Raw genomic sequence first — 18,810 nt, 5'->3', positions numbered from 1 at the left:
ACAGCACCCGGTTCAGCCCGCGACGCATAGCGCGCGGCGGAGCAGATCCGTGAGGCACAGCACGCGCCCGTCGAATCCGGGGAGGTCGAATCCGGGGAGGGGGACGGGGAGCGGTTGGGTCCGACAAAGAGGGATTCGAGCGTCGCGCGCGCGGTCGGTCACCGTAATCCGGCGTCGAGGAGATCACGCGGAATCACGGGAGAACACGGTCGCATTCGAAATCAGTGCATTTCCGAATTCGCCCGCAGCCCTTTCCCTGCCCGGTGAGTGGGCCGGCGTGGCGGTGCCGTGGTGGCGGGCTGACCGGGCAATACGATGACCTGCCGTACGCTCAGGTGATTTTCCGCAGGGCGTGGATTGGCGCGGTCCGGTTGCCGAGCGGGGCTCGGGGAAATGGGGTCCGCCAGAGCGTCCTGAGGTCGGCGGTAGGGGGATTTACGGTGGGACGGCCGGACGAACGGGGGGAACCCCCGGAGCAGTTGCGAAAGCGGGCGGGGGAATTGCGGGCCTGTGCGCGCAGAGCGCGCTCGCTCGCCAAGACCCTGGGGCCGCACCTCGACCCCGCGGCCAAGAAGGCCCAGCAGAGCGACCCGCCGGTCTGGCGCGGCCCCTTCGCCACCGACGCCACCCGACAGCTCGTACAGCGCAGGAACACCCTGCACCAGATGGCGTCCGCGCTCATGCACGACGCCGGTCGCTGGGAAGCCGAGGCGAACAGGCTCGACGAGCAGGCCACGGACGCGGCGGCGAAGAAGCCGACGGGGGCGGGGAATTGAGCGAGTTCCGGGGATTCAACAGCACCGAGATACGCGCCCTCGCCGCCAGTTTGCGCAGGTCGGGGAACGACGCACGCGGAGTACACCAGAGCCTGGCCGGCCTGCTCACCGAGGCGGCACAGCTCATGAACGGCAAGCCGGCCACCACCGATCCGCTGCTTGAGCCCCTGGTCGGGCAGCTCTTCGTGATGCCGTCCTTCTTCGGCGGACCCAGTTCCATGCCCGGGGTGCTCGATCGGGAACTCGGTGACATGGCGGGGTCCATGGAGCGGCGGAGTCGGCAGCTCGACGCGTGCAAGGTGCTCATCGAGCGCGGTTACACCATCGACGAGGCCCTCCTGTTCGCCGACGAGGACGCGCCGCGCGAGAAGGACATCACCGAGGCGCTGACGAAACTGAGGGAGCTCGACGGCAAGGACTTCGGCACCAACGGCAACCGCGAGGACCTGGAGAAGGTCCAGGAGAGGCTGGAGGGGCTGACGCCCACCGAACTCAGCCTCTTCTTCGACCGCGCCCCCGCGGCCGACCTCAAGCGCTACAACGACCTGATCAACGACACGGACGACAGCGGCTGGAAGTCGTGGGACCACAACGGCCTGCCCTCCGGCGAGCGCCGGGACCACCTCAGCCTGTTGCTGCGGCGACTGAGCCCCAGGCAGTGGGCCAAGGCGCAGGCCGCGTTCCCCGGCATGCAGCCCGGGTTCAACACGACGGACGCCTTCCTGGACGGGCGCAACGCCCAGTCCGGCGCGCAGGCCAAGGGCATGCACTGGGGCCTGCCGAAGGACCCGCTGTTCAAGCCGGGCTCCAACGGTCAGGAGATCACGGCGGCCGACATCAGCCAGGGGCGGTTCGCCGACTGCTGGTACATCGCCTCGCTCACCTCGACCGCCCAGGTCAACCCGCAGTTCATCCGGGAGGGGATCAAGGAGAACCCCAACGGGACCATCGACGTGCGCATCTGGGACGAGGACGGCGACAAGCGCTGGGTCACCGTCACGCCCGACCTGCCGCTGGACGAGAACGGCGACCCGATGACCGCACGCGCGAACGGCGCGCTGTGGCCGGCCTACTACGAGAAGGCGTTCGCGCTCGTCTACGGCGGCGACAAGGGCGGCGCGCCCGACGGGCGCGAGGATGACGAGCGTTACGACCGCGAGGAGGAGGGGTCGTACGGGGCGGTCGAGTGGGACCACAACGACAAGGCCCCGCCCTACGTCACCGGCCACGAGGCCGAAGGCATCGACAACGACGTCGCGTCCGTGCGCGAGCGCTTCGAGTCCGGCAGCCCGGTGATCGTCAGCACCGGCAGTGGGGACAGCGACCAGAAGGCCGGCCAGGCCAAGTGGGGTTCGACCTTCTCCACGCGGCACGTGTACTTCGTCAAGGGCTTCCGGGGCGACAACATCGTGCTGGGCAACCCGTGGGGCCCGCCCCACCAGGACATCGAGGCCACGCCCGAGGACTACGAGAAGTTCTTCGACGACCCGCAGGCTCTGAAGGTGCCCAAGTGAGAATCGTACGAACCATCGCCGTCGCCGGGTGCGTCCTGCTCGCCGCGGGCTGCGGCTCGTCGGGGAAGTCGGACGAGGCCGGGCCAGGGCCGAGCGACGCGAGCGCCCCGAGCCCGTCCGCGACAGGGCCGGCGCCGGCCCGCGACAAGGGGCCGGAGTGTGCCGGCGAGGCCGGCGCACCGGGACCGCACGTGCTGCGCGGCGGCACCGTCAAGCTGCCGGGGGGCGCCGGTACCGTGCTGTACAAGGAGGCGCGGGCGGACGGCAGGTCCCGTACCGCCGTCCTGACCAACGGCACCGGGTCCGGTTCGGCGCGGGCCGGGACCCAGTCCTGGACCGTGGCGCCGGGCCAGCCCCTGACGGTGGGCGGCACCGCGTTCACCGTCTCGCAGATCTGCACCTACCGCGTCGTCCTCACGCCGAAGGGCTCCACAACCGTGACCGAGTCACCGCAACCCAGCTCCGAGCCCACCTGGCCGTCCCTGGTCGACGGGGGTTTCCGGCTGCGCTGGCACGTTCCGAACAACGAGTACGGCGGCCGGTACAGCGCCGTGGTCACCAGCATCAACCCCGGCCCGCGCGCCGACATCAGCATCGTGAGCCGCGACGGCGGGGACGCGCTGTACGCCGACGCGCGGGTCGGCGACACGCTGGAGTTCACCGGCCGGCTCTGGAAGGTGGCGGCGATCGAGGTCGGCGACGGCGAGCTCGCCGGCTCCAACCCGAACTCCGGGTACGTGGACCTCAAGCTGATCGGTCCGGCCGGCGGCTGAGGCCGAGCGGTGGTGTGGGCCGGGCCGTGCGGGGTCGCCCGCGCGGCTTCGGCCGTCTCCCGCCCGGCCGCCCCGCTCACCGGCGCAGCAGGGAGGGCGGCTCCTCCTTCCCCGGCGTCGGGGTGCCGTTGATCGCCGGGCCGACCATGATCGTTCGGGAGACGAGGAAGGTGATCGGGACGGCGGCCGCCGCGGCGATCAGTGGTGACGCCTTGTCGTTCATTCCCGCGAGGTCGACCAGTACGTAGACGCCGCCCGTGGTGATGGTGAAGTTGGCGACCGTGGTCAGCGGGAAGAGCAGGAAGGTGCGCCAGGCCGGGCGCGTGCGGTAGGTGACGTACACGTTCAGGAAGTACGAGCCGACGGTGCTCAGCGCGAAGGCCACGACGTGCGCCGCCAGATAGGGCATCCAGCGCAGCAGGACGAGGTAGCTGAGGTAGTACGTGCCGGTGTTGACGACTCCCACCAGGCCGAACCGCAGGAATTGTCCGGCGATCACCGCACCAGGTCCTTGACGTCGGCCCTCTGGTCCACGTTGGTGCTCTGGACGAGGTAGTGCGGGCGGCGCTTCACCTCGTAGTAGATCCGTCCGATGTATTCGCCGATCACGCCCACCATGACCATCTGCACGCCGGCCAGCGCGGTCATGACCACGAGCAGCGTCGCATAGCCCGGTGTGTCCACCCCGTCGACCAATACCCTGCCGACAATCCACGCCGCGTAGAGCACGGCAACGGAGAGCAACGACAGCCCCAGATACACCGCGGCGCGCAGCGGCTTGTTGTTGAACGAGATCACACCATCGGCACCGTAGTTGAGCAATTGGCTGAATGACCACTTGCTCCGTCCCTCCTCCCGTACCGCGTTACGGTATTCGAAGGTGACGCTGGGGAAACCCACCCAGGCGAACAGTCCCTTGGAAAAGCGGTTGTACTCGGTGAGCTGGAGTACGGCATCCACCGCGCGCCGGGAGAGCAGTCGGAAATCGCCGACGCCGTCCACGAGTTCCACGTCGACCAGTCGGTTCACCAGCCGGTAGTAACCACGGGCCATCCAGGTACGGGTCACGCGGTCGCCGTCCCGGGTGCGCTTGGCGATCACCTGGTCGTGGCCGGCCTCCCGCAGTTCGACCATGCGTCCCACCAGCTCGGGCGGGTGCTGGAGGTCGGCGTCCATGATGACCACCGCGTCGCCGGCCGCGTTACGCAGGCCGGCGAACATCGCGGCCTCCTTGCCGAAGTTCCGGCTGAACGAGACGTAGCGCACCCGCGCGTCGGTCCCGGCGAGCCGCTTGAGCATGGAGAGCGTGTCGTCCTTGCTCCCGTCGTCCACGTACACGAACTCGAACTCGTGCTGAATGGTGAGGAGCTCAACGACGAGGTGCTCGTGGAAGCGGTCGATCACGGCTTCCTCGTTGAAACACGGGACGACTATCGAGATCAGCATGATTCTCCCCGTACGGGTTCACGGTGGTCGGGTCCGCTCGGCGTGCGAGCGGAGCGCGGAAGGATGGGGGCGGGCCGGTCAGTCATGGCTGGCCGCGCTGGTCGAGGGGTGGCCGGCCGGCACGCGGCCGGCCTGTCGCGCCCGCCAGGCGCGCCAGGCGCCGATCGAGACGAGTCCGAGCAGCGCCAGGCCGGCGGCGGCCGCGCCGCCGCGCAGGCCGGGCGGCTGGAAGGTGCAGCTCACGGTGGTGGCCTCGCCGTCGAGCGGCATCGAGACGAGGCCGAGGTAGGAGGTGGCGGGGCGGCTGGAGCCGCCGGCCGCGCACTCCCAGCCCTTGATGTTGGGCATGGCGACCACGGCGGTGCCGCGGCTGCCGGCGGGCACGGTGGCGCGCACGGTGGCGCCGTCCACGCTGACGTCGGTGGCGCCACGGTCGGTCAGCCGGTCGGCGGCGGCCCGGAGCTTGCCCCGGTCCAGGCAGCCGATCGCGCCCTTGGGTACGGAGCCGCCGTGCATGGCGGTGAGCGTGATGCGCACCTGGCCGTTGGCCGGGGTGCGGCCGAGTTCCTGCATGGCCGCGCTGCGCTTGGGCGGGTAGTCGCCCCGGAAGTCGGCCTGCGGGCCGCGCCCGTCGCGCAGGTCGGCCTTGCCCCAGTAGCGCGGCGCCCACAGGAAGACGGAGCTGCCGGGCCGGCAGACGGCCTTCACCTGCGCCGTCGGGTCGGCCGCGCGGTGCCGGGCCGGCACCCGGTAGCCGCCGTCGCGGGTGCGGGGCAGTTGCGGGCGGTCGGTCAGGTGCAGCGTGTAGCGGGGGACGTCGTACACGCGGGCGCCGAGAAGCAGTTCCTGGTTGCGGTAGGCCGAGGTGCCGTACGCGGGGCGCGGCCCGGGCGGGCGCACGGTCACCAGCGGCGGGACCTTCTGGCGCACGGTGACCACCGGCCCGGGGTGGCGCGGGTTCCACCGCTGGTGCGGGTCCGGCGGCGAGTACAGCCGGGCGCCGACGGAGAAGATGACGTCGGTGACCGGGTTGTCCAGGCTCTGCACCGACCGGCCGCCCGAGGTCCAACCGCCGCCGAGCGCGGTCATGGTGCGGCTGAGCACGTCGGAGGTGAGGCTGCTGTAGTACTGCGCGCCCTGGCCGCCGACCATCATCGGGTCGTTGCCGACGGTCTGTTGGCGGCCGGGTTCGGTGCGGTAGGCGGGCCAGCCGTCCGCGGCCTGGATGGCCTCGCGCTGCTCGCGCTGCCGCTCGCCCCAGGGCGCGTAGTCGTCCATGTGGGCCAGCCGCTTGCGGTCGCTGACGGCCAGCGTCGCGGCGGACTGCCCGACCTGCGAGCCTACCAGGAGCACGGCGGCGAGCACCACGAGCAGGGGGCGCCGACGGGCGTCCGCGACCCGCCAGAGCGCGAGGGCGAGCGCCAGGGTGGCGGCGCCGGCCAGCATGATCGGGACGGACCACGCGTACAGGAGTTGGCTGTCGCGCGCGGCGAGCGTGAGGGCCGCGAGGACGCCGCCGCCACCGAGCAGGGCCCGCCAGGTGGGCCTGGCGTGGGCGAGTGAGAGCCAGGCAGCGATCACGAGCAGGGCGCACAGCACGAACGTCTGCCGGAACTGGCTGCCGTTGGGGGTGGTGAAGGCGTGCCAGGCCAGGTGGGTGGGCTTCCACTGGAAGGACAGCAGCACGGCGACGACCAGCGCGGACCAGCCGTACCGCACGCGGCGCGGTACGGCCGTGTTGAACGGCAGGGTGAGCGCGAGGAGCAGGGCGGCGGTGTCGACGTAGAGCGAGGGCGAGTTGTAGCCGTAGCCGCCGGGCAGCAGCCGGGCGAACACGTCCTGCCACGGCTCGGCGACGAACTCGGTGTCGCGGCCCGGGTACGCCTCGCCGGTGCCGGCGTAGATGACGCTGACCAGCGGCGCGGCCAGGCCGACGCCGAGCAGCAGGCTGACCAGGGGCCGCCACAGCTCGCCGAGGAGTCGCAGGACGGAGGGGCGCGGGGCGGGGGCCGGGCCGGTGGGCGCGGCCGGTGACCCACGTCCGGAGCCGGCCTTGTCGCGGTCTTCGTCGCCCGCGTCGGTGACCGGTTCCGTGACCGGTTCGGCCGCCAGGTGCTGGGCGGCGGCGGTCTCGGACTCCGCGCTCGGCGCGGAGTCCGGGCCCCCGCGCGGGGGCCCGGTCACGGCGGTGACGACGTGCGCCGGGCGGTCGATGGCCAGCCGGGCGATGACGAACAGCGCGGCGCCGATGGTGGCCATGTACGCCGTGTAGAAGTTGGCCACCCACGCGCCGGCGACGAGCACGGTGCCCGTGATCGTCCGCCGGCGGGCCAGCGCCCACTCGCCGACCAGGCACAGCAGCGGCAGGGCGATCAGACCGTCCAGCCACATGGGGTTGCACACCGCGGTGGCCAGCGTCCAGCCGCACAGCGCGTACGAGGCGCCCAGCGCTCCGGCGACCCACCAGGGGCCGGTGCGCACGGTGCGCAGCAGCCAGGCCATGACGGCGCCGGCCGTGGCGATCTTGAGTACGGAGATGACGTAGACGGCGAGGTCGATCTCGTCCCGTGGGAAGAGCCCGACGAGCACCGCGAAGGGGCTCGTCAGATAGGTGCCCAGGTCCGGCAGGAAGCTGGAGCCGTAGCCGGACTGCCAGTTGATGAGCACGTCGCCGTCGGCCTCGCCGTGCAGCATGTCCCACAGGTGCGCGTGGTACGGCACGAACTGGTTCCCCAGGTCATTGACGTTCCGCGTGCGTGACCCGAAGGGAAAGCTGCGGGCCAGGGCGTCGCCGATAACCAGGGAAATCATGGTGAGCAGCGCCGCGAGACCCGCGGCCCGTGCACGGAAGCCCCGAAAAGACGACTCAGACTTCGCCTCGTCTTGACGCGGAATCGCATCCGCTCTGGGCATGGTGAGAGAAGGCATTTTTTCTTTCGGGGATGTGAAAGGGCAGTGACTGAGCGCGGGAATTGCGCGCTGCTATTTCCCTGTCCGGCCGGGCCGGCGCGTTTCCGTGACTCCGGTCACAGATCGTCAGGGGCGACGCTGCGCGAGCGTGCGGAACCACGGGCCGATGCCAATTCGTTCCCCTCTCGGACCAGCGCGTTCGAGTTCGTCAGCGGGTTTGACGAGCGAAATACGGGGAGGGTTGCCCACTCGCTCAAACAAAAAAGGCGTACCAAACGAATGCGCCGGGAGTTAATTGTTCCTCAAACCTGAGTTCACTTTGCATTTGGCGACCGTTGGAATGAGCGGCCGTCAGGCATACGGGACTAACGCTTCCGGTTCGGCTCTCACGACACCTCCACGCGCCCCACGGGCGCCCGGGTGGCGGGCACGGCGTGTGGCCGGGTCGCGCGCGGACGCGCGACGGGCGCGGCGCGGAGGCGTGCGGGCGCGGCGATCAACGGCGCGAGCCCGAAGGGCGCGAGGGCGCGACGTGGAAGGAAGGTGGGCAGCGGGCAGCTGCGCGCGGGTGACGGGGCCGGGCCCGGTGCGGCCGGGCGGCGGGGAGTTGTCGGGTCAGCCGTCGTGGGTGAGGAGGCCGAGGCGGGCGGCGCGCGCTCCGGCCTCGAACCGGCTCGCGGCGCCCAGCTTCTGCATGAGATGGGTCATCAGGCGTCTGAGGGTGCGGTCCGAGCAGCCGAGGCGGCGGGCGATGCTCTCGTCCTTGACGCCGAGGGCCATCAGGTTCACGATCTCCCGCTCCTGCGCGGTGAACTCCTCCTCGGAGCGCTCACCCGCCTGGTCGGTGGCGTAGGGGCGGCCCGCGGCCCAGCCGTACTCGAAGACCTGCTGGAAGCAGAGCGCCAGCAGCGGACTGTGCACGATGGCGTCGCCGTCCTCGAAGTGCGGTGCGGCGCCGAGCGAGAGCACGGTCACCGCGTGGTCGAAGGAGGCGAAGTGGGCGGGGACGGCCGTGCCCACCCGCAGCCGGGCGCCCCGGGCGACCAGGGTGTCGAGGTAGCGGCGGGCGCTCGGGGCGCGGGTCGCCGCCGGAGAGACCACCATCCGCCAGCGCACGCCCTGGTCGAGCATGTGCAGGTCGTTGACGAGACTGGCGTCCAACACCTTGGCGCCCGGCAGCGACATCCGCATGACGATCACCTCCTCGCGGCCCAGCGCGTCGAACTCGTGCAGCCGCTTGCGGAAGAGTTCCCGGTCCCGGAAGAACTCGACCTCCGCGGTGTGCACCCCGTCCACCCGGGTGGACGGGAGCAGCCCCAACACGTCGTCGATGGCCCGCATGCCGGCCTCCAGCGAGGAGGCGGCCGAGCGCAGCCGCTGCTGCTGGGCGGCGACGAGTTCGCGCAGCGCGCGCTCGACGGAGCGGACCGCGGCCCGGTCCCCGCTGAGCAGTCGGCGCTCGATCAGCCAGCGCGCCACCCCGTCCGGCAACGGGCCGCCCCCGGCGGTGTCCGCCGGGGGCGTGCCCATGGCCTGCCGCACGAGCGTCCCGTAGGCGTTCCTGGCCTCGGCCGCGGTCGGGCGGCCGGCGTCGTCCGGGTGGGGGCAGGCACAGGTCGGGCGGTCCACGGCACGCGGCGTACGGGAGTCGATGGACATGCGCCTGACAATAGGTCGTGCCGGGGCGCCGGGCCAGGGTGAGGCGGCGTGCTCGCGGACGGCGCGCGTCCGTGCTGGCCGGCAGCGGCCACGCCGGTTGCGGCCAGCACAGACCATGGTCGCCCGCGGCCCGTGGCATCTACCGTCGTCGCAGCACCGTCCGGTACGTGGACGTCGCGAAGTCCACGCACCGCTGTCGTCCACGCACTCCCCACCGCACCGGGCGTGGACGGATCGACGAGGTACCCCGCCCCGTCGGTGGGGTCTCCCCGCCCCTCCGCGTCTTCCCGCGCCCACCGCTCCGCCCGCGCCGCTGGCCCGGCGCGTGCTCGGGCTGTCCGCGCGCTGCCGCCCACCAGCGGCCCGAAGACGCGGCCAGACTCACCGCCGGTGCCTGTACGGGCCGCCGGCGGCAGACGAAAGGTTTTCCCCGATGAAGCGTTCCCGTCTTGCCGCGGTGCTCCTCGCCACTCCCCTGGTCGTGTTCCCGGCGGCCACGGGCGCGGCGAACGCCGCCCCGAGCGAGCCGTCCGCGCCGATGGTCGCGGTGCAGAAGGCGGCCCCCGGCCAGGCCGTGCAGGGCAGCTACATCGTCACCCTCAAGTCCGGGGTGACGGCCAAGAGCCTCACCAGGGCGAAGGGGTTGAGCACCCAGTACGTCTACTCGAAGGTCTTCAACGGCTTCGCGGCCAAGCTCACCGCCGGCCAGTTGAGCGCGTTGCGCGCCAACCCGGCCGTGCAGGCCATTGAGGAGAACCAGAAGGCCACCGTGAGCGGCACGCAGAACGGCGCCACCTGGGGCCTGGACCGCATCGACCAGCGCAACCGCCCGCTGGACAGCACGTACACCTGGAACCGCGACGGTGCCGGCGTCACCGCGTACATCATCGACACCGGCCTCGACAGCCGCCACGCGGACTTCGGCGGTCGGGCCCAGAACGTGTACAACTCGGTCGGCGGGAGCGGTGAGGACTGTCACGGCCACGGCACGCACGTCGGCGGCACGGTGGGGGGCAACTCCTACGGCGTCGCCAAGGGTGTGGCGCTGCGCGGCGTGAAGGTGCTCGGCTGTGACGGTAGCGGCTCCTTCGCCGGCATCATCGCCGGGTTCGACTGGGTACGCGCCAACGCGGCCAAGCCCGCGGTCGCCAACGCCTCGCTGGGTGGCGGTTACTCGGCCGCGGTGAACACGGCCGCCGCCAACCTCGCCAACTCCGGCGTGCACCTGTCGGTGGCCGCCGGCAACGACAACCGGGACGCGTGCAACTACTCCCCAGCCAGCGCGGCGAGCGTGTTGACCGTCGCCGCGTCGGACAGCTCCGACCGCAAGGCGTCCTTCAGCAACTACGGCCGCTGCGTGGAGACGTACGCGCCCGGCGTGTCCATCACCTCGGCCCGCATGGGCGGCGGCAGCACCTCGATGAACGGCACCTCGATGGCCTCGCCGCACGCGGCGGGCGTCGCCGCGCTCTACAAGGCCAACAACGGTGACGCCTCGTCCGCCACGATCAACAGTTGGGTGACCAGCAACGCCACGCCCGACGTGATCACCGGCAACGTCACCGGCACCCCGAACCGGCTGCTGTTCAAGGCCGGCCTGTAACACCCCGCGCGGAACGGTCCAGCGGCCCTGAGCGGCCGGTGGACCCCGGCGACAGGGTGGCCCACCCTCCGGTGCGGAGGGTGGGCACACGCGTCTGCGGGTTCGCCGTTCGGCGCTGCTGGCGCGGGAGTGTTCCGGCCCGCCGACGCGAAGAGGGTGACGAGGTGTCGGTCACGCACCCGCATGGGCGTCCGTGCGGAGGAGGCGCGGCACGCCGTGACCGGTGGTAGGCGGGGCCCGCCGCATCCTTCGCTTTATCAGGAGATGGCGGCCCGCATCGCACTTCCCGGATATCGCCCGGTTCTCCCCCAACTGCCTTTAGTGTGATCACCACACCGGGGACCTAGGGGGGTGCCCGGCCGTGATCGAAGGAAGTCCTGATGTCAACGCTCTCCATACGCACCGCCGCCTGCGCCGCCGCTGTCGCCGGGGCCGTGCTGGTTCCGCTGCTGCCCGCGCAGGCCCAGGCGGTGGGCTCGGTGCACCTGCACAAGATCTACTACGACAGCCCCGGCAAGGACGACCGGTCCACCAGGAGCCTGAACGCCGAGTACGTGCAGATCAAGAACTCGACCAGCCGCGGCGTGAACCTCCGGGGCTGGACGCTCACCGACGCCTCGCGGCACAAGTACACCTTCGGCACGTTCACGCTGGGCGCCGGCAAGACCGTGACGGTCCGCACCGGGCGCGGCAAGGACAGCGCGTCCACGAAGTACCAGAACCGTCGGGCGTACGTGTGGAACAACGACCGGGACACGGCGACGCTGCGGAAGTCCTCCGGCAGCCGCGTGGACACCTGCTCGTACAACTCCACCCGCTACGACTACAAGAACTGCTGACCCCCGCGCGTCGGCGCCCGCCCGTCCGCGCTGGTGCGCGGGCGGGCGGTTCCCAGGCCGGTCGGCGCCCGGCTCAGGCGTCGATGCCGGCCGCGAGCAGTCGGCGGCGGACCTGGTCCCAGGCGGGGTCGACCGGCTCGCTGACCCGGGAGCCGACGGAGGTGTCCTTGAAGCCGCTTGAGGTGGAGACGCACACCACCGGCCCCTCGATGTCGCCCACCTGTCGCAGCCCCGCCAGGCCGGCCGCCGCCGACAGCTCGACCCACAACCCCGCCGCGGCCAACTCGCTTTGCGCCGCCCGCATCTCGTCGTCGGTCAGCAGCAGTGGCCGGCCGTCGCTCGCGCGCAGCGCGACGACGCCGCGGTAGCCGCCGACGGAGCAGTCGATGCCGTACGCCTCGGTGTCCCCCACCTCCACCGTGGTCGCGGGCACCCCGGCGCGCGCCGCCGCGGTCAACGGGCCGCCGGCGGCCGGCTCGCAGGCGAAGATCCGCGGGACGGATTCGGTGACGCCCAGGCGCTGGAGTTCGGCGAAGCCCTTCCACACGCCGTAGAGCAGCTCGCCGTAACCGGTGGGCACGAAGACGGCGGCCGGGGCCCCGAGTTCGGCGTGGATCTCGTACGCGATGGTCTTGTATCCCTCGGCGCCGTAGGCGTGCCCGGTGTGGGTGGCCGTCAGGTTGCTGACCGGGTGCAGCCCGCAGTGCTCGACGACCTCGCGGACCAGCGGCCACCGGCGGTCGATCGGCACCGGCAGCACCACCGCCCCGTACGCGTGCAGGAACGCGTCCACGGCCGGGGGTGTGTCCGTGGAGGTGAAGACCACGCAGCGCAGCCCGGCCCGCGCCGCGTAGGCCGCCGCCGCCGCGCCGTGGTTGCCGGACGAGGCGACCACGACACCCGGGGCGCCGGCGCGCACGGCCGCGCTGGTCGTGCAGCGGTTGAGCCGGTCCTTGTGGCTCCACGTGGGGTTGCGCGCCTCGTCCTTGACGTAGACACCGGGCGCCAACTCGATGAGCGGGGTGCCGCCTTCGCCGAGGCCGGGCGCGTCCAGCGGCGGCAGCAGAGGTGCCCACCGCTCGATGCCCGCGCCCCGGGAGATGCCGTGCCGCGCGGCGTACCCCGGCTCGAACAGGGCGGTGTCCACGCGTTCGTACGCGTAGTCGACGTCGACCGGATAGGAGAGGGTGTCGGTGCTGGTCCGGGGGCAGCCGCGGGTCAGCGCGGGCCACAGCGGATAGCTGATGTCCGGGTCACCGAGTGAGCGCTGGGCGGTGGCCAGCGTGCTGAGAAGGGTCACGCCGCCCGAGCCTAGGGCGCGTGGCCCCGGCGCGGTGTCGGATGGGGTTCGCCGGGGTCGGTGAAGGATGTGTGGTGCGGCGGACGGTGGTTGGGCCACCGGCGAACGTACCGGGCCGGGGCGGCGGCGCGGTGTTGCCGGACGAGTCGCGGGTTCCTACCGTCGCGGCATGACACCTGCTCGTACCGTGACCGCCGCCGTCGTCCAGGCGGCGGCCCCCCTCTTCGACACCCCCGCCGCGCTGGCCCGGGCCGACGAACTCCTGCGCGAGGCCGTCGGCCGGCGGGGCGCGGAGGTCGTCGTCTTCCCCGAGGCGTTCGTCGGGGGCTACCCCAAGGGCCTGGACTTCGGCGTCCCGGTCGGCAGCCGCACCCCGCAGGGGCGCGACCTCTTCCGCCGCTACCACGCCGCGGCCATCGAGGTCCCGGGCCCCGAGGTGGCGGCCCTGGCCGCCGTCACCCGGGAACTCGGCTGCCACGCCGTGGTGGGCGCGATCGAGCGCCAGGGGGGCACGCTGTACTGCGTCGCGCTCTTCTTCGGCCCCGACGGCTACCTCGGCCTCCACCGCAAGCTGATGCCGACCGCCGCCGAGCGCTGTCTGTGGGGCCAGGGCGACGGCTCGACCCTCCCCGTCGTCGACACCGGCGCCGGCCGGCTGGGCGCGGCCATCTGCTGGGAGAACTACATGCCGCTGTTCCGTACGGCGATGTACGCGAAGGGAGTGGACCTGTGGTGCGCGCCGACCGTCGATGACCGCGACGCCTGGCAGGCCACGATGCGGCACGTCGCCGTGGAGGGGCGCTGCTTCGTGCTGAGCGCCAACCAGTACCTGCGCCGCGACGCCCTGCCGGCCGACCTCCACCCGGTGCAGGGCGACGCGCCGGACACGGTCCTGATCGACGGCGGCTCGGTCATCGTCTCCCCGCTCGGTGAGGTGCTGGCCGGCCCGCTGCGCGACGGCGAGGGCATCCTGACGGCCACGCTGGACCTGGACGACCTGGCCCGGGCCCGCTTCGACTTCGACGCCACCGGCCACTACGCCCGCCCCGACGTCTTCGCCCTGCACGTCGACGAGTCCGCCCGGGCCGCTGTCACCCACCACCCCTGACCTCGGCGCCGGCGCTGGGGGCGGGCCGCGGGTGGCTCGGGGCTAACTGGGCAGTGCGTCGACCTCGGCGGCGGTGGGGTAGGACTGTTGGGCGCCCGGTCTGGTGACGGCCGCCGCGCCCACCCGCACGGCGTACCGCACCGCCGTCGCCAGGTCGTCGCCCGCGCCGAGGCGCCAGGCCAGGGCGCCGGTGAAGGCGTCGCCCGCGCCCGTGGTGTCCACCGCGTCGACCGGGACGCCGGGCACCCGGGTCCGCCCTCGCCGGTCGGCGGCGAGGGCGCCGGCCGGGCCCAGCGTGATGACCACGGAGCGCGAACCGCGACCGAGGAGGGCCGCCGCCCAGGCCGCCGGGTCGTCTCCCGCTCCCGCCGGGTCACCGTCGAGCAGCGAGCGCGCCTCGTGCTCGTTGACGACCAGCGGGTCGCAGGCGGCCAGCACGTCGGGCGGCAGCGGTGCGGGCGGCGACGGGTTGAGCACCACCCGGGTGCCCGGGCCGACGGCCCGTACCGCCGCCGCGACCGTCTCCAGCGGGATCTCCAACTGGAGCGAGACCACCCGGGCCGCGGCCAGCAGGGGCGCCGCCGCCTCGATGTCGGTCGGCGTCAGGCGGGCGTTGGCGCCGGGCGAGACGACGATGCTGTTGTCGCCCGAGGGGTCGACGGTGATCAGCGCGACACCGGTGGGGGCGCCACCCACCAGCACCGCACCCGTGTCCACACCCGCCGCGCGCTGGGTGTCGAGCAACAGGCGGCCGTGCGCGTCGTCACCGACCCGGGCGAGCAGCGCGGTACGCGCGCCGAGGCGGGCGGCGGCCACGGCCTGGTTGCCTCCCTTGCCGCCCGGATAGGTGGCCAGGTCGGAGCCGAGGACGGTCTCCCCCGCCGCGGGCCGTCGCCGTACGCCGATCACCAGGTCGGCGTTGGCCGACCCGACGACCACCAGGTCATGGAGGTCATGGCCTTCCGTCAGCACGTCACGTCCTTGTCCGCCCTCGCGGGCCTCGTCGCTGCGTCCACCGGCGGCCGCCGCGCCCGGTCAGCGCGGGCGCGCGGCGACCACCTTCACCGGCACCTTGACCGTACGACGTGGGCTCTCGCCCCGGGCGAGTCGGATGGCGTCGCGCACCGCGAGCCGGCCCAGTTCGCGCGGTTGCTGGGCGACGGTGGCGGCGAGCGTGCCGCCGCGTACCGCTCGCAGCGCCTCGGGGGTGCCGTCGAAGCCCACGACCTGGACGGACGTGCCGGCCCTGGCGCCCAGGGCCTTGACGGCACCGAGCGCCATCTCGTCGTTCTCGGCGAAGACGCCGTCGACGCCGGGGTGTGACTGGAGCAGGTTGGTGGTCACGTCCAGCCCCTTGGCGCGGTCGAAGTCGGCGGACTGCCGGCCGACGACCCTGATGCCGGGGTGGGCGGCGATGCCTTCGGCGAAGCCCTTGCCGCGTTCGCGGGCCGCGGAGGTCCCCGGGGTGCCCTGGAGGACGACGACGGTGCCCCGGCCGCCGAGCCGGCGGGCCAGCTCGCGCGCGGCGAGCCGGCCGCCGCCCACGTTGTCGGAGGCGACGAGGGTCAGTGCGGGCGCCCCGGTCACGCCCCGGTCGGCGGCCACCACGGGGACGCCGCGCGCCACGGCCCCCTTGACCGCGGGGCCCGCCGCCTGCGAGTCCACCGGGTTGACGACGATCGCGTCCATCTGCTTGCTGACGAAGTTCTGTACGTGGTTGGCCTGTTGGGAGGCGTCGTTCTGCGCGTCGGTGACCTGGAGCCGCACACCGGCGGCCTCGGCCTCCTCCTGCGCGCCCGCCTTGAGCTGGACGAAGAACGGGTTGTTGAGGGTGGACAGCGACAGGCCGACCTTGGTGCCGCCGCCCGACTCGGGGTCACACAGCGCGGCGCCGACGACCACGGCCGCGACCACCACGGCGGCCACCCCGAGCCGGAGCGGCGCGCCGGTCAGCCAGCGGCGGCGCGGCCCCTGGCCGCCGCCCACGGCGCCGGGCGCGGCGGGTCGGGACCCGGCGCGCCGGCGCGCGGTGTCCAGGAGGACGGCCAGCGCGATGACCGCGCCGATGACGACCTGCTGCCAGAACGTGGAGACCTCAAGGAGGTTGAGCCCGTTGCGGAGCACGGCGAGGATCAGCGCGCCGATCAGGGTGCCGGACGCCTTGCCGACGCCGCCGGCGAGGCTGGCGCCGCCGATGACGACGGCGGCGATCGCGTCGAGTTCGTACCCGTCGCCGGCCTGCGGCTGGGCGGACGAGAGCCGCGCGGCCAGCAGCACGCCGGCGACGGCGGCGAGGGCACCGCTCAGGACGTACGCGACGATCTTGTGACGCCGTACCCGGACCCCCGAGAGGTGGGCCGCCTCCTCGTTGCCGCCGATGGCGTACATGGCCCGGCCGGTGTACGTGCGGCCGAGCACGCCGGCGGTGAGCAGGCTCGCGACGAGCATGACGAGTACGGGCACCGGCAGCCAGCCGCCGAGGGTGTCGCCGAGCGTGCTGAGCGGGTCGGGCAGTTCGATGGGGCTGCCCTGCGAGACGACCAGTGACAGGCCACGGGCGATGGAGAGCATCGCGAGCGTGGCGATGAACGGCGGCAGCTTGCCGAAGGCGATCAGCGCCCCGCTGACCAGCCCGCAGCCGACGCCGGTGGCGAGGGCGAACAGCACGGCCAGCCACACGGGCAACCCGTGCGTGGTCGCGGTCCAGGCCAGCACGATCGCCGACAGCGCGGCCACCGAGCCGACCGACAGGTCGATGCCGGCGGTGACGATGACGAAGGTGACGCCGAAGGCGAGAACGGCCGTGACGGCCGCCTGGACACCCACGTTGCGCAGGTTCTCGGCGGTGAGGAAGTCGCCGGACAGCAGCGACAGCGCGGCGACCAGTACGACCAGGGCGGTCAGCGCGCCGTTGTCGAGCAGCAGCCGGACCGCGCGCTCAGCCCCGGCGCGCGCCCCCGCCGCTTCGGCCCCGTACCCCGTGTCAGCGGCCATCGGAGTCCCCCCTGTTGGTCTCGTCGGTCTCGTCGGTCTTCTCGGGCCTGCCGGTGCTGGTTGGCCCGCCGGACTCGCGGGCCTCACCGGGCTCGGCTGGCACACTGGGTTTGGCTGGCACACCGGGCCTGGCTGGCTCCGCCGGGTTGGCCCGGCCGGTGTCGGTCGGGTTGGCTGGGTTGACTGGGCCCGTCGGGTTGGTGGGGCCGGGCGTGGCGTCGGCGCCCACGGCCAGGGCCATGACGGCGTCCTGGGTCGCCTCGCGCGCGTCGAGTTCGCCGGCGATCCGGCCCTGGGCCATGACCAGCACCCGGTCGCTCATGCCCAGCACCTCGGGCAGGTCGCTGGAGACCATGAGGACGGCCCGGCCCGCAGCGGTGAGTTCGTTGACGAGGCGGTAGATCTCGACCTTGGCGGCCACGTCGATGCCGCGCGTCGGCTCGTCGAGGATGAGCACCCTGCTCTCGGCGAGCAGCCACTTGCCGATGACGACCTTCTGCTGGTTGCCGCCCGAGAGCGTGCGCACGGGGCGGTCGAGCCCGGCCGTGCGGATCGCGAGCCGGTCGGCGACGCGGGTCGCCGCCGCGCGCTGGGCCGCCCGGTCCACGAGGCCGGCGCGGGTGGCGCCGCGCAGCGTGACCAGGCCCAGGTTGTCCGCCACCGAGGCGTCGAGGAGCAGCCCCTGCCCCTTGCGGTCCTCGGGCACCAGGCCGATGCCGGCGCGCAGCGCGGCGCCGACGTCGCGCGGCGGCAGCCGCCGGCCGAGCACCGTGACGCTGCCCGCGTCGTACGGGTCGGCGCCGAAGACGGCCCGCACCACCTCGGTACGCCCCGCGCCGACGAGCCCGGCCAGCGCCACCACCTCGCCGGCCCGCACCTCGAAGCTCACGTCGTGGAAGCCGCCGCTCCGGGTGAGGCCGGCGACGCTGAGCAGCGGCCGGCCCCTCGGGTCGGGGGCCTGACTCGCGCGCGGGTACTGCGCCTCGACGGCGCGCCCCACCATCAGGCGGACCAGGGTGTCCCGGTCGGTGTCGGCCGGGACCCGGGTGACGCTGCGTCCGTCGCGCAGCACGGTGACGCGGTCGCCGATGGCGGCGATCTCCTCCAGGTGGTGGGTGATGAAGACGACGGCGACGCCGTCCGCGCGCAGCGCGCGCACCCGGTGGAAGAGCCGGTCGACCTCGGCCCCGGTGAGCGCCGCGGTCGGCTCGTCCATGACCAGTACGCGGGCGTCGCGGCCGAGTGCCCGCGCGATCTCCACCAGTTGGCGGTGGGCTATGCCCAGGTCGCGCATCCGGGTCCGGGGGTCGACGCGCACCCCGACGCGTTCCAGGAGTCGGGCGGCGTCCGCCACCATGCGCCGGCGGTCGACGAGGCCGAGGCGGCGCGGCGGGCGGCCGAGGAAGAGGTTCTCGGCCACGCTCAGTTCCGGCACCTGGGTCAGTTCCTGGTAGATGGTGGCGATGCCGAGCCGCTCCGCGTCCCTCGGTCCGCTCAGCCGCACCGGCGCGCCGTCCATCACGATCTGCCCCGCGTCGGGGCGGTGCGCGCCGGACAGGGTCTTGATCAGCGTGCTCTTGCCCGCTCCGTTCTCGCCGAGCAGCACGTGGACCTCGCCGGCACGGAGGTCGAAGTCGACGCCGTCGAGCGCGACCACGCCGGGAAACGTCTTGCGGATGCCCGTCATACGCAGCACGTACGGGGCCTCCGGTGCGGTCTGCGGCTCCATCCGGGCCTCCCTTCCTCGGGTTGGTGGCTGGGTGTCCCGCCGCGTGTGCGGGGCGGGGCGGTGGCCGGGGGCGTGCGGGGCGGTCGCGCCCGGGCCGGTGGCCGGCCGGCACGGCGGGGCGCCCCGTGGGTGGGGGCTGGTCTCGTCGTCTGCACACGG

Annotated in this window: 14 protein-coding genes; 6 read left to right on the top strand and 8 right to left on the bottom strand. The window is 73.0% G+C overall.

What is annotated here, in order from left to right:
• The first annotated feature begins 440 nt into the window (after positions 1-440).
• Genes OYE22_RS29985 through OYE22_RS29975 form a run of 3 tightly spaced genes read left to right on the top strand, consistent with a single transcriptional unit; the run spans position 441 to position 3,063 of the window.
• Positions 441-776: a hypothetical protein gene (locus OYE22_RS29985; protein WP_277323323.1), complete on the top strand. Its 336-nt coding sequence runs from the start codon at positions 441-443 to the stop codon at positions 774-776.
• A complete protein-coding gene (locus OYE22_RS29980; protein WP_277323322.1) occupies positions 773-2,290 on the top strand; it encodes a C2 family cysteine protease in 1,518 nt (505 codons plus the stop codon). The genes OYE22_RS29985 and OYE22_RS29980 overlap by 4 nt, the downstream gene beginning before the upstream one ends.
• The gene (locus tag OYE22_RS29975) at positions 2,287-3,063 is read left to right on the top strand and encodes a hypothetical protein (RefSeq protein ID WP_277323321.1); all 777 of its coding nucleotides are present in this window, start codon (positions 2,287-2,289) and stop codon (positions 3,061-3,063) included. The genes OYE22_RS29980 and OYE22_RS29975 overlap by 4 nt, the downstream gene beginning before the upstream one ends.
• Before the next feature lie 76 nt (positions 3,064-3,139).
• On the opposite strand, the gene OYE22_RS29970 is transcribed toward OYE22_RS29975, so the two are convergent.
• From OYE22_RS29970 to OYE22_RS29955, 4 genes are all read right to left on the bottom strand, one after another.
• On the bottom strand, positions 3,140-3,559 hold the full coding sequence (locus tag OYE22_RS29970) for a GtrA family protein (RefSeq protein WP_277324390.1): 420 nt from the start codon (positions 3,557-3,559) through the stop codon (positions 3,140-3,142).
• The gene (locus OYE22_RS29965; protein WP_277323320.1) at positions 3,559-4,509 is read right to left on the bottom strand and encodes a glycosyltransferase family 2 protein; all 951 of its coding nucleotides are present in this window, start codon (positions 4,507-4,509) and stop codon (positions 3,559-3,561) included. Before OYE22_RS29965 ends, OYE22_RS29970 begins: the two co-directional genes overlap by 1 nt.
• A 78-nt stretch (positions 4,510-4,587) precedes the next feature.
• The gene (locus OYE22_RS29960) at positions 4,588-7,320 is read right to left on the bottom strand and encodes a YfhO family protein (protein WP_277323319.1); all 2,733 of its coding nucleotides are present in this window, start codon (positions 7,318-7,320) and stop codon (positions 4,588-4,590) included.
• A 714-nt stretch (positions 7,321-8,034) separates the two neighbouring features.
• The gene (locus tag OYE22_RS29955) at positions 8,035-9,078 is read right to left on the bottom strand and encodes a LuxR C-terminal-related transcriptional regulator (protein WP_277323318.1); all 1,044 of its coding nucleotides are present in this window, start codon (positions 9,076-9,078) and stop codon (positions 8,035-8,037) included.
• 433 nt (positions 9,079-9,511) lie between these two features.
• Between OYE22_RS29955 and OYE22_RS29950 the strand changes: the two genes are divergently transcribed.
• On the top strand, positions 9,512-10,681 hold the full coding sequence (locus tag OYE22_RS29950) for a S8 family peptidase (protein ID WP_277323317.1): 1,170 nt from the start codon (positions 9,512-9,514) through the stop codon (positions 10,679-10,681).
• Between the two features lie 380 nt (positions 10,682-11,061).
• Positions 11,062-11,520: a lamin tail domain-containing protein gene (locus tag OYE22_RS29945; RefSeq protein ID WP_277323316.1), complete on the top strand. Its 459-nt coding sequence runs from the start codon at positions 11,062-11,064 to the stop codon at positions 11,518-11,520.
• Positions 11,521-11,593: 73 nt separating this feature from the next.
• On the opposite strand, the gene OYE22_RS29940 is transcribed toward OYE22_RS29945, so the two are convergent.
• Positions 11,594-12,820, bottom strand: coding sequence for a pyridoxal-phosphate dependent enzyme (locus OYE22_RS29940; protein WP_277323315.1), 1,227 nt, complete (start codon positions 12,818-12,820; stop codon positions 11,594-11,596).
• Positions 12,821-12,989: 169 nt separating this feature from the next.
• Here OYE22_RS29940 and OYE22_RS29935 point away from each other — a divergent pair, with 169 nt between their 5' ends.
• Complete coding sequence (locus OYE22_RS29935) at positions 12,990-13,928, top strand: nitrilase-related carbon-nitrogen hydrolase (RefSeq protein WP_277323314.1); 939 nt, start codon at positions 12,990-12,992, stop codon at positions 13,926-13,928.
• Between the two features lie 42 nt (positions 13,929-13,970).
• Here OYE22_RS29935 and OYE22_RS29930 read toward each other — a convergent pair whose 3' ends face one another.
• From OYE22_RS29930 to OYE22_RS29920, 3 genes are all read right to left on the bottom strand, one after another.
• The gene (locus OYE22_RS29930) at positions 13,971-14,897 is read right to left on the bottom strand and encodes a ribokinase (protein WP_277324389.1); all 927 of its coding nucleotides are present in this window, start codon (positions 14,895-14,897) and stop codon (positions 13,971-13,973) included.
• Between the two features lie 66 nt (positions 14,898-14,963).
• The gene (locus tag OYE22_RS29925) at positions 14,964-16,922 is read right to left on the bottom strand and encodes a substrate-binding domain-containing protein (protein WP_277323313.1); all 1,959 of its coding nucleotides are present in this window, start codon (positions 16,920-16,922) and stop codon (positions 14,964-14,966) included.
• The gene (locus OYE22_RS29920; protein ID WP_277323312.1) at positions 16,912-18,651 is read right to left on the bottom strand and encodes an ATP-binding cassette domain-containing protein; all 1,740 of its coding nucleotides are present in this window, start codon (positions 18,649-18,651) and stop codon (positions 16,912-16,914) included. The genes OYE22_RS29925 and OYE22_RS29920 overlap by 11 nt, the downstream gene beginning before the upstream one ends.
• Between the last annotated feature and the right edge of the window lie 159 nt (positions 18,652-18,810).

Source organism: Streptomyces sp. 71268 (genome assembly GCF_029392895.1).
GTDB lineage: Bacteria > Actinomycetota > Actinomycetes > Streptomycetales > Streptomycetaceae > Streptomyces.
Note: the sequence above shows the minus strand (reverse complement) of the source record. Positions and strands in the feature narration are given on the sequence as shown.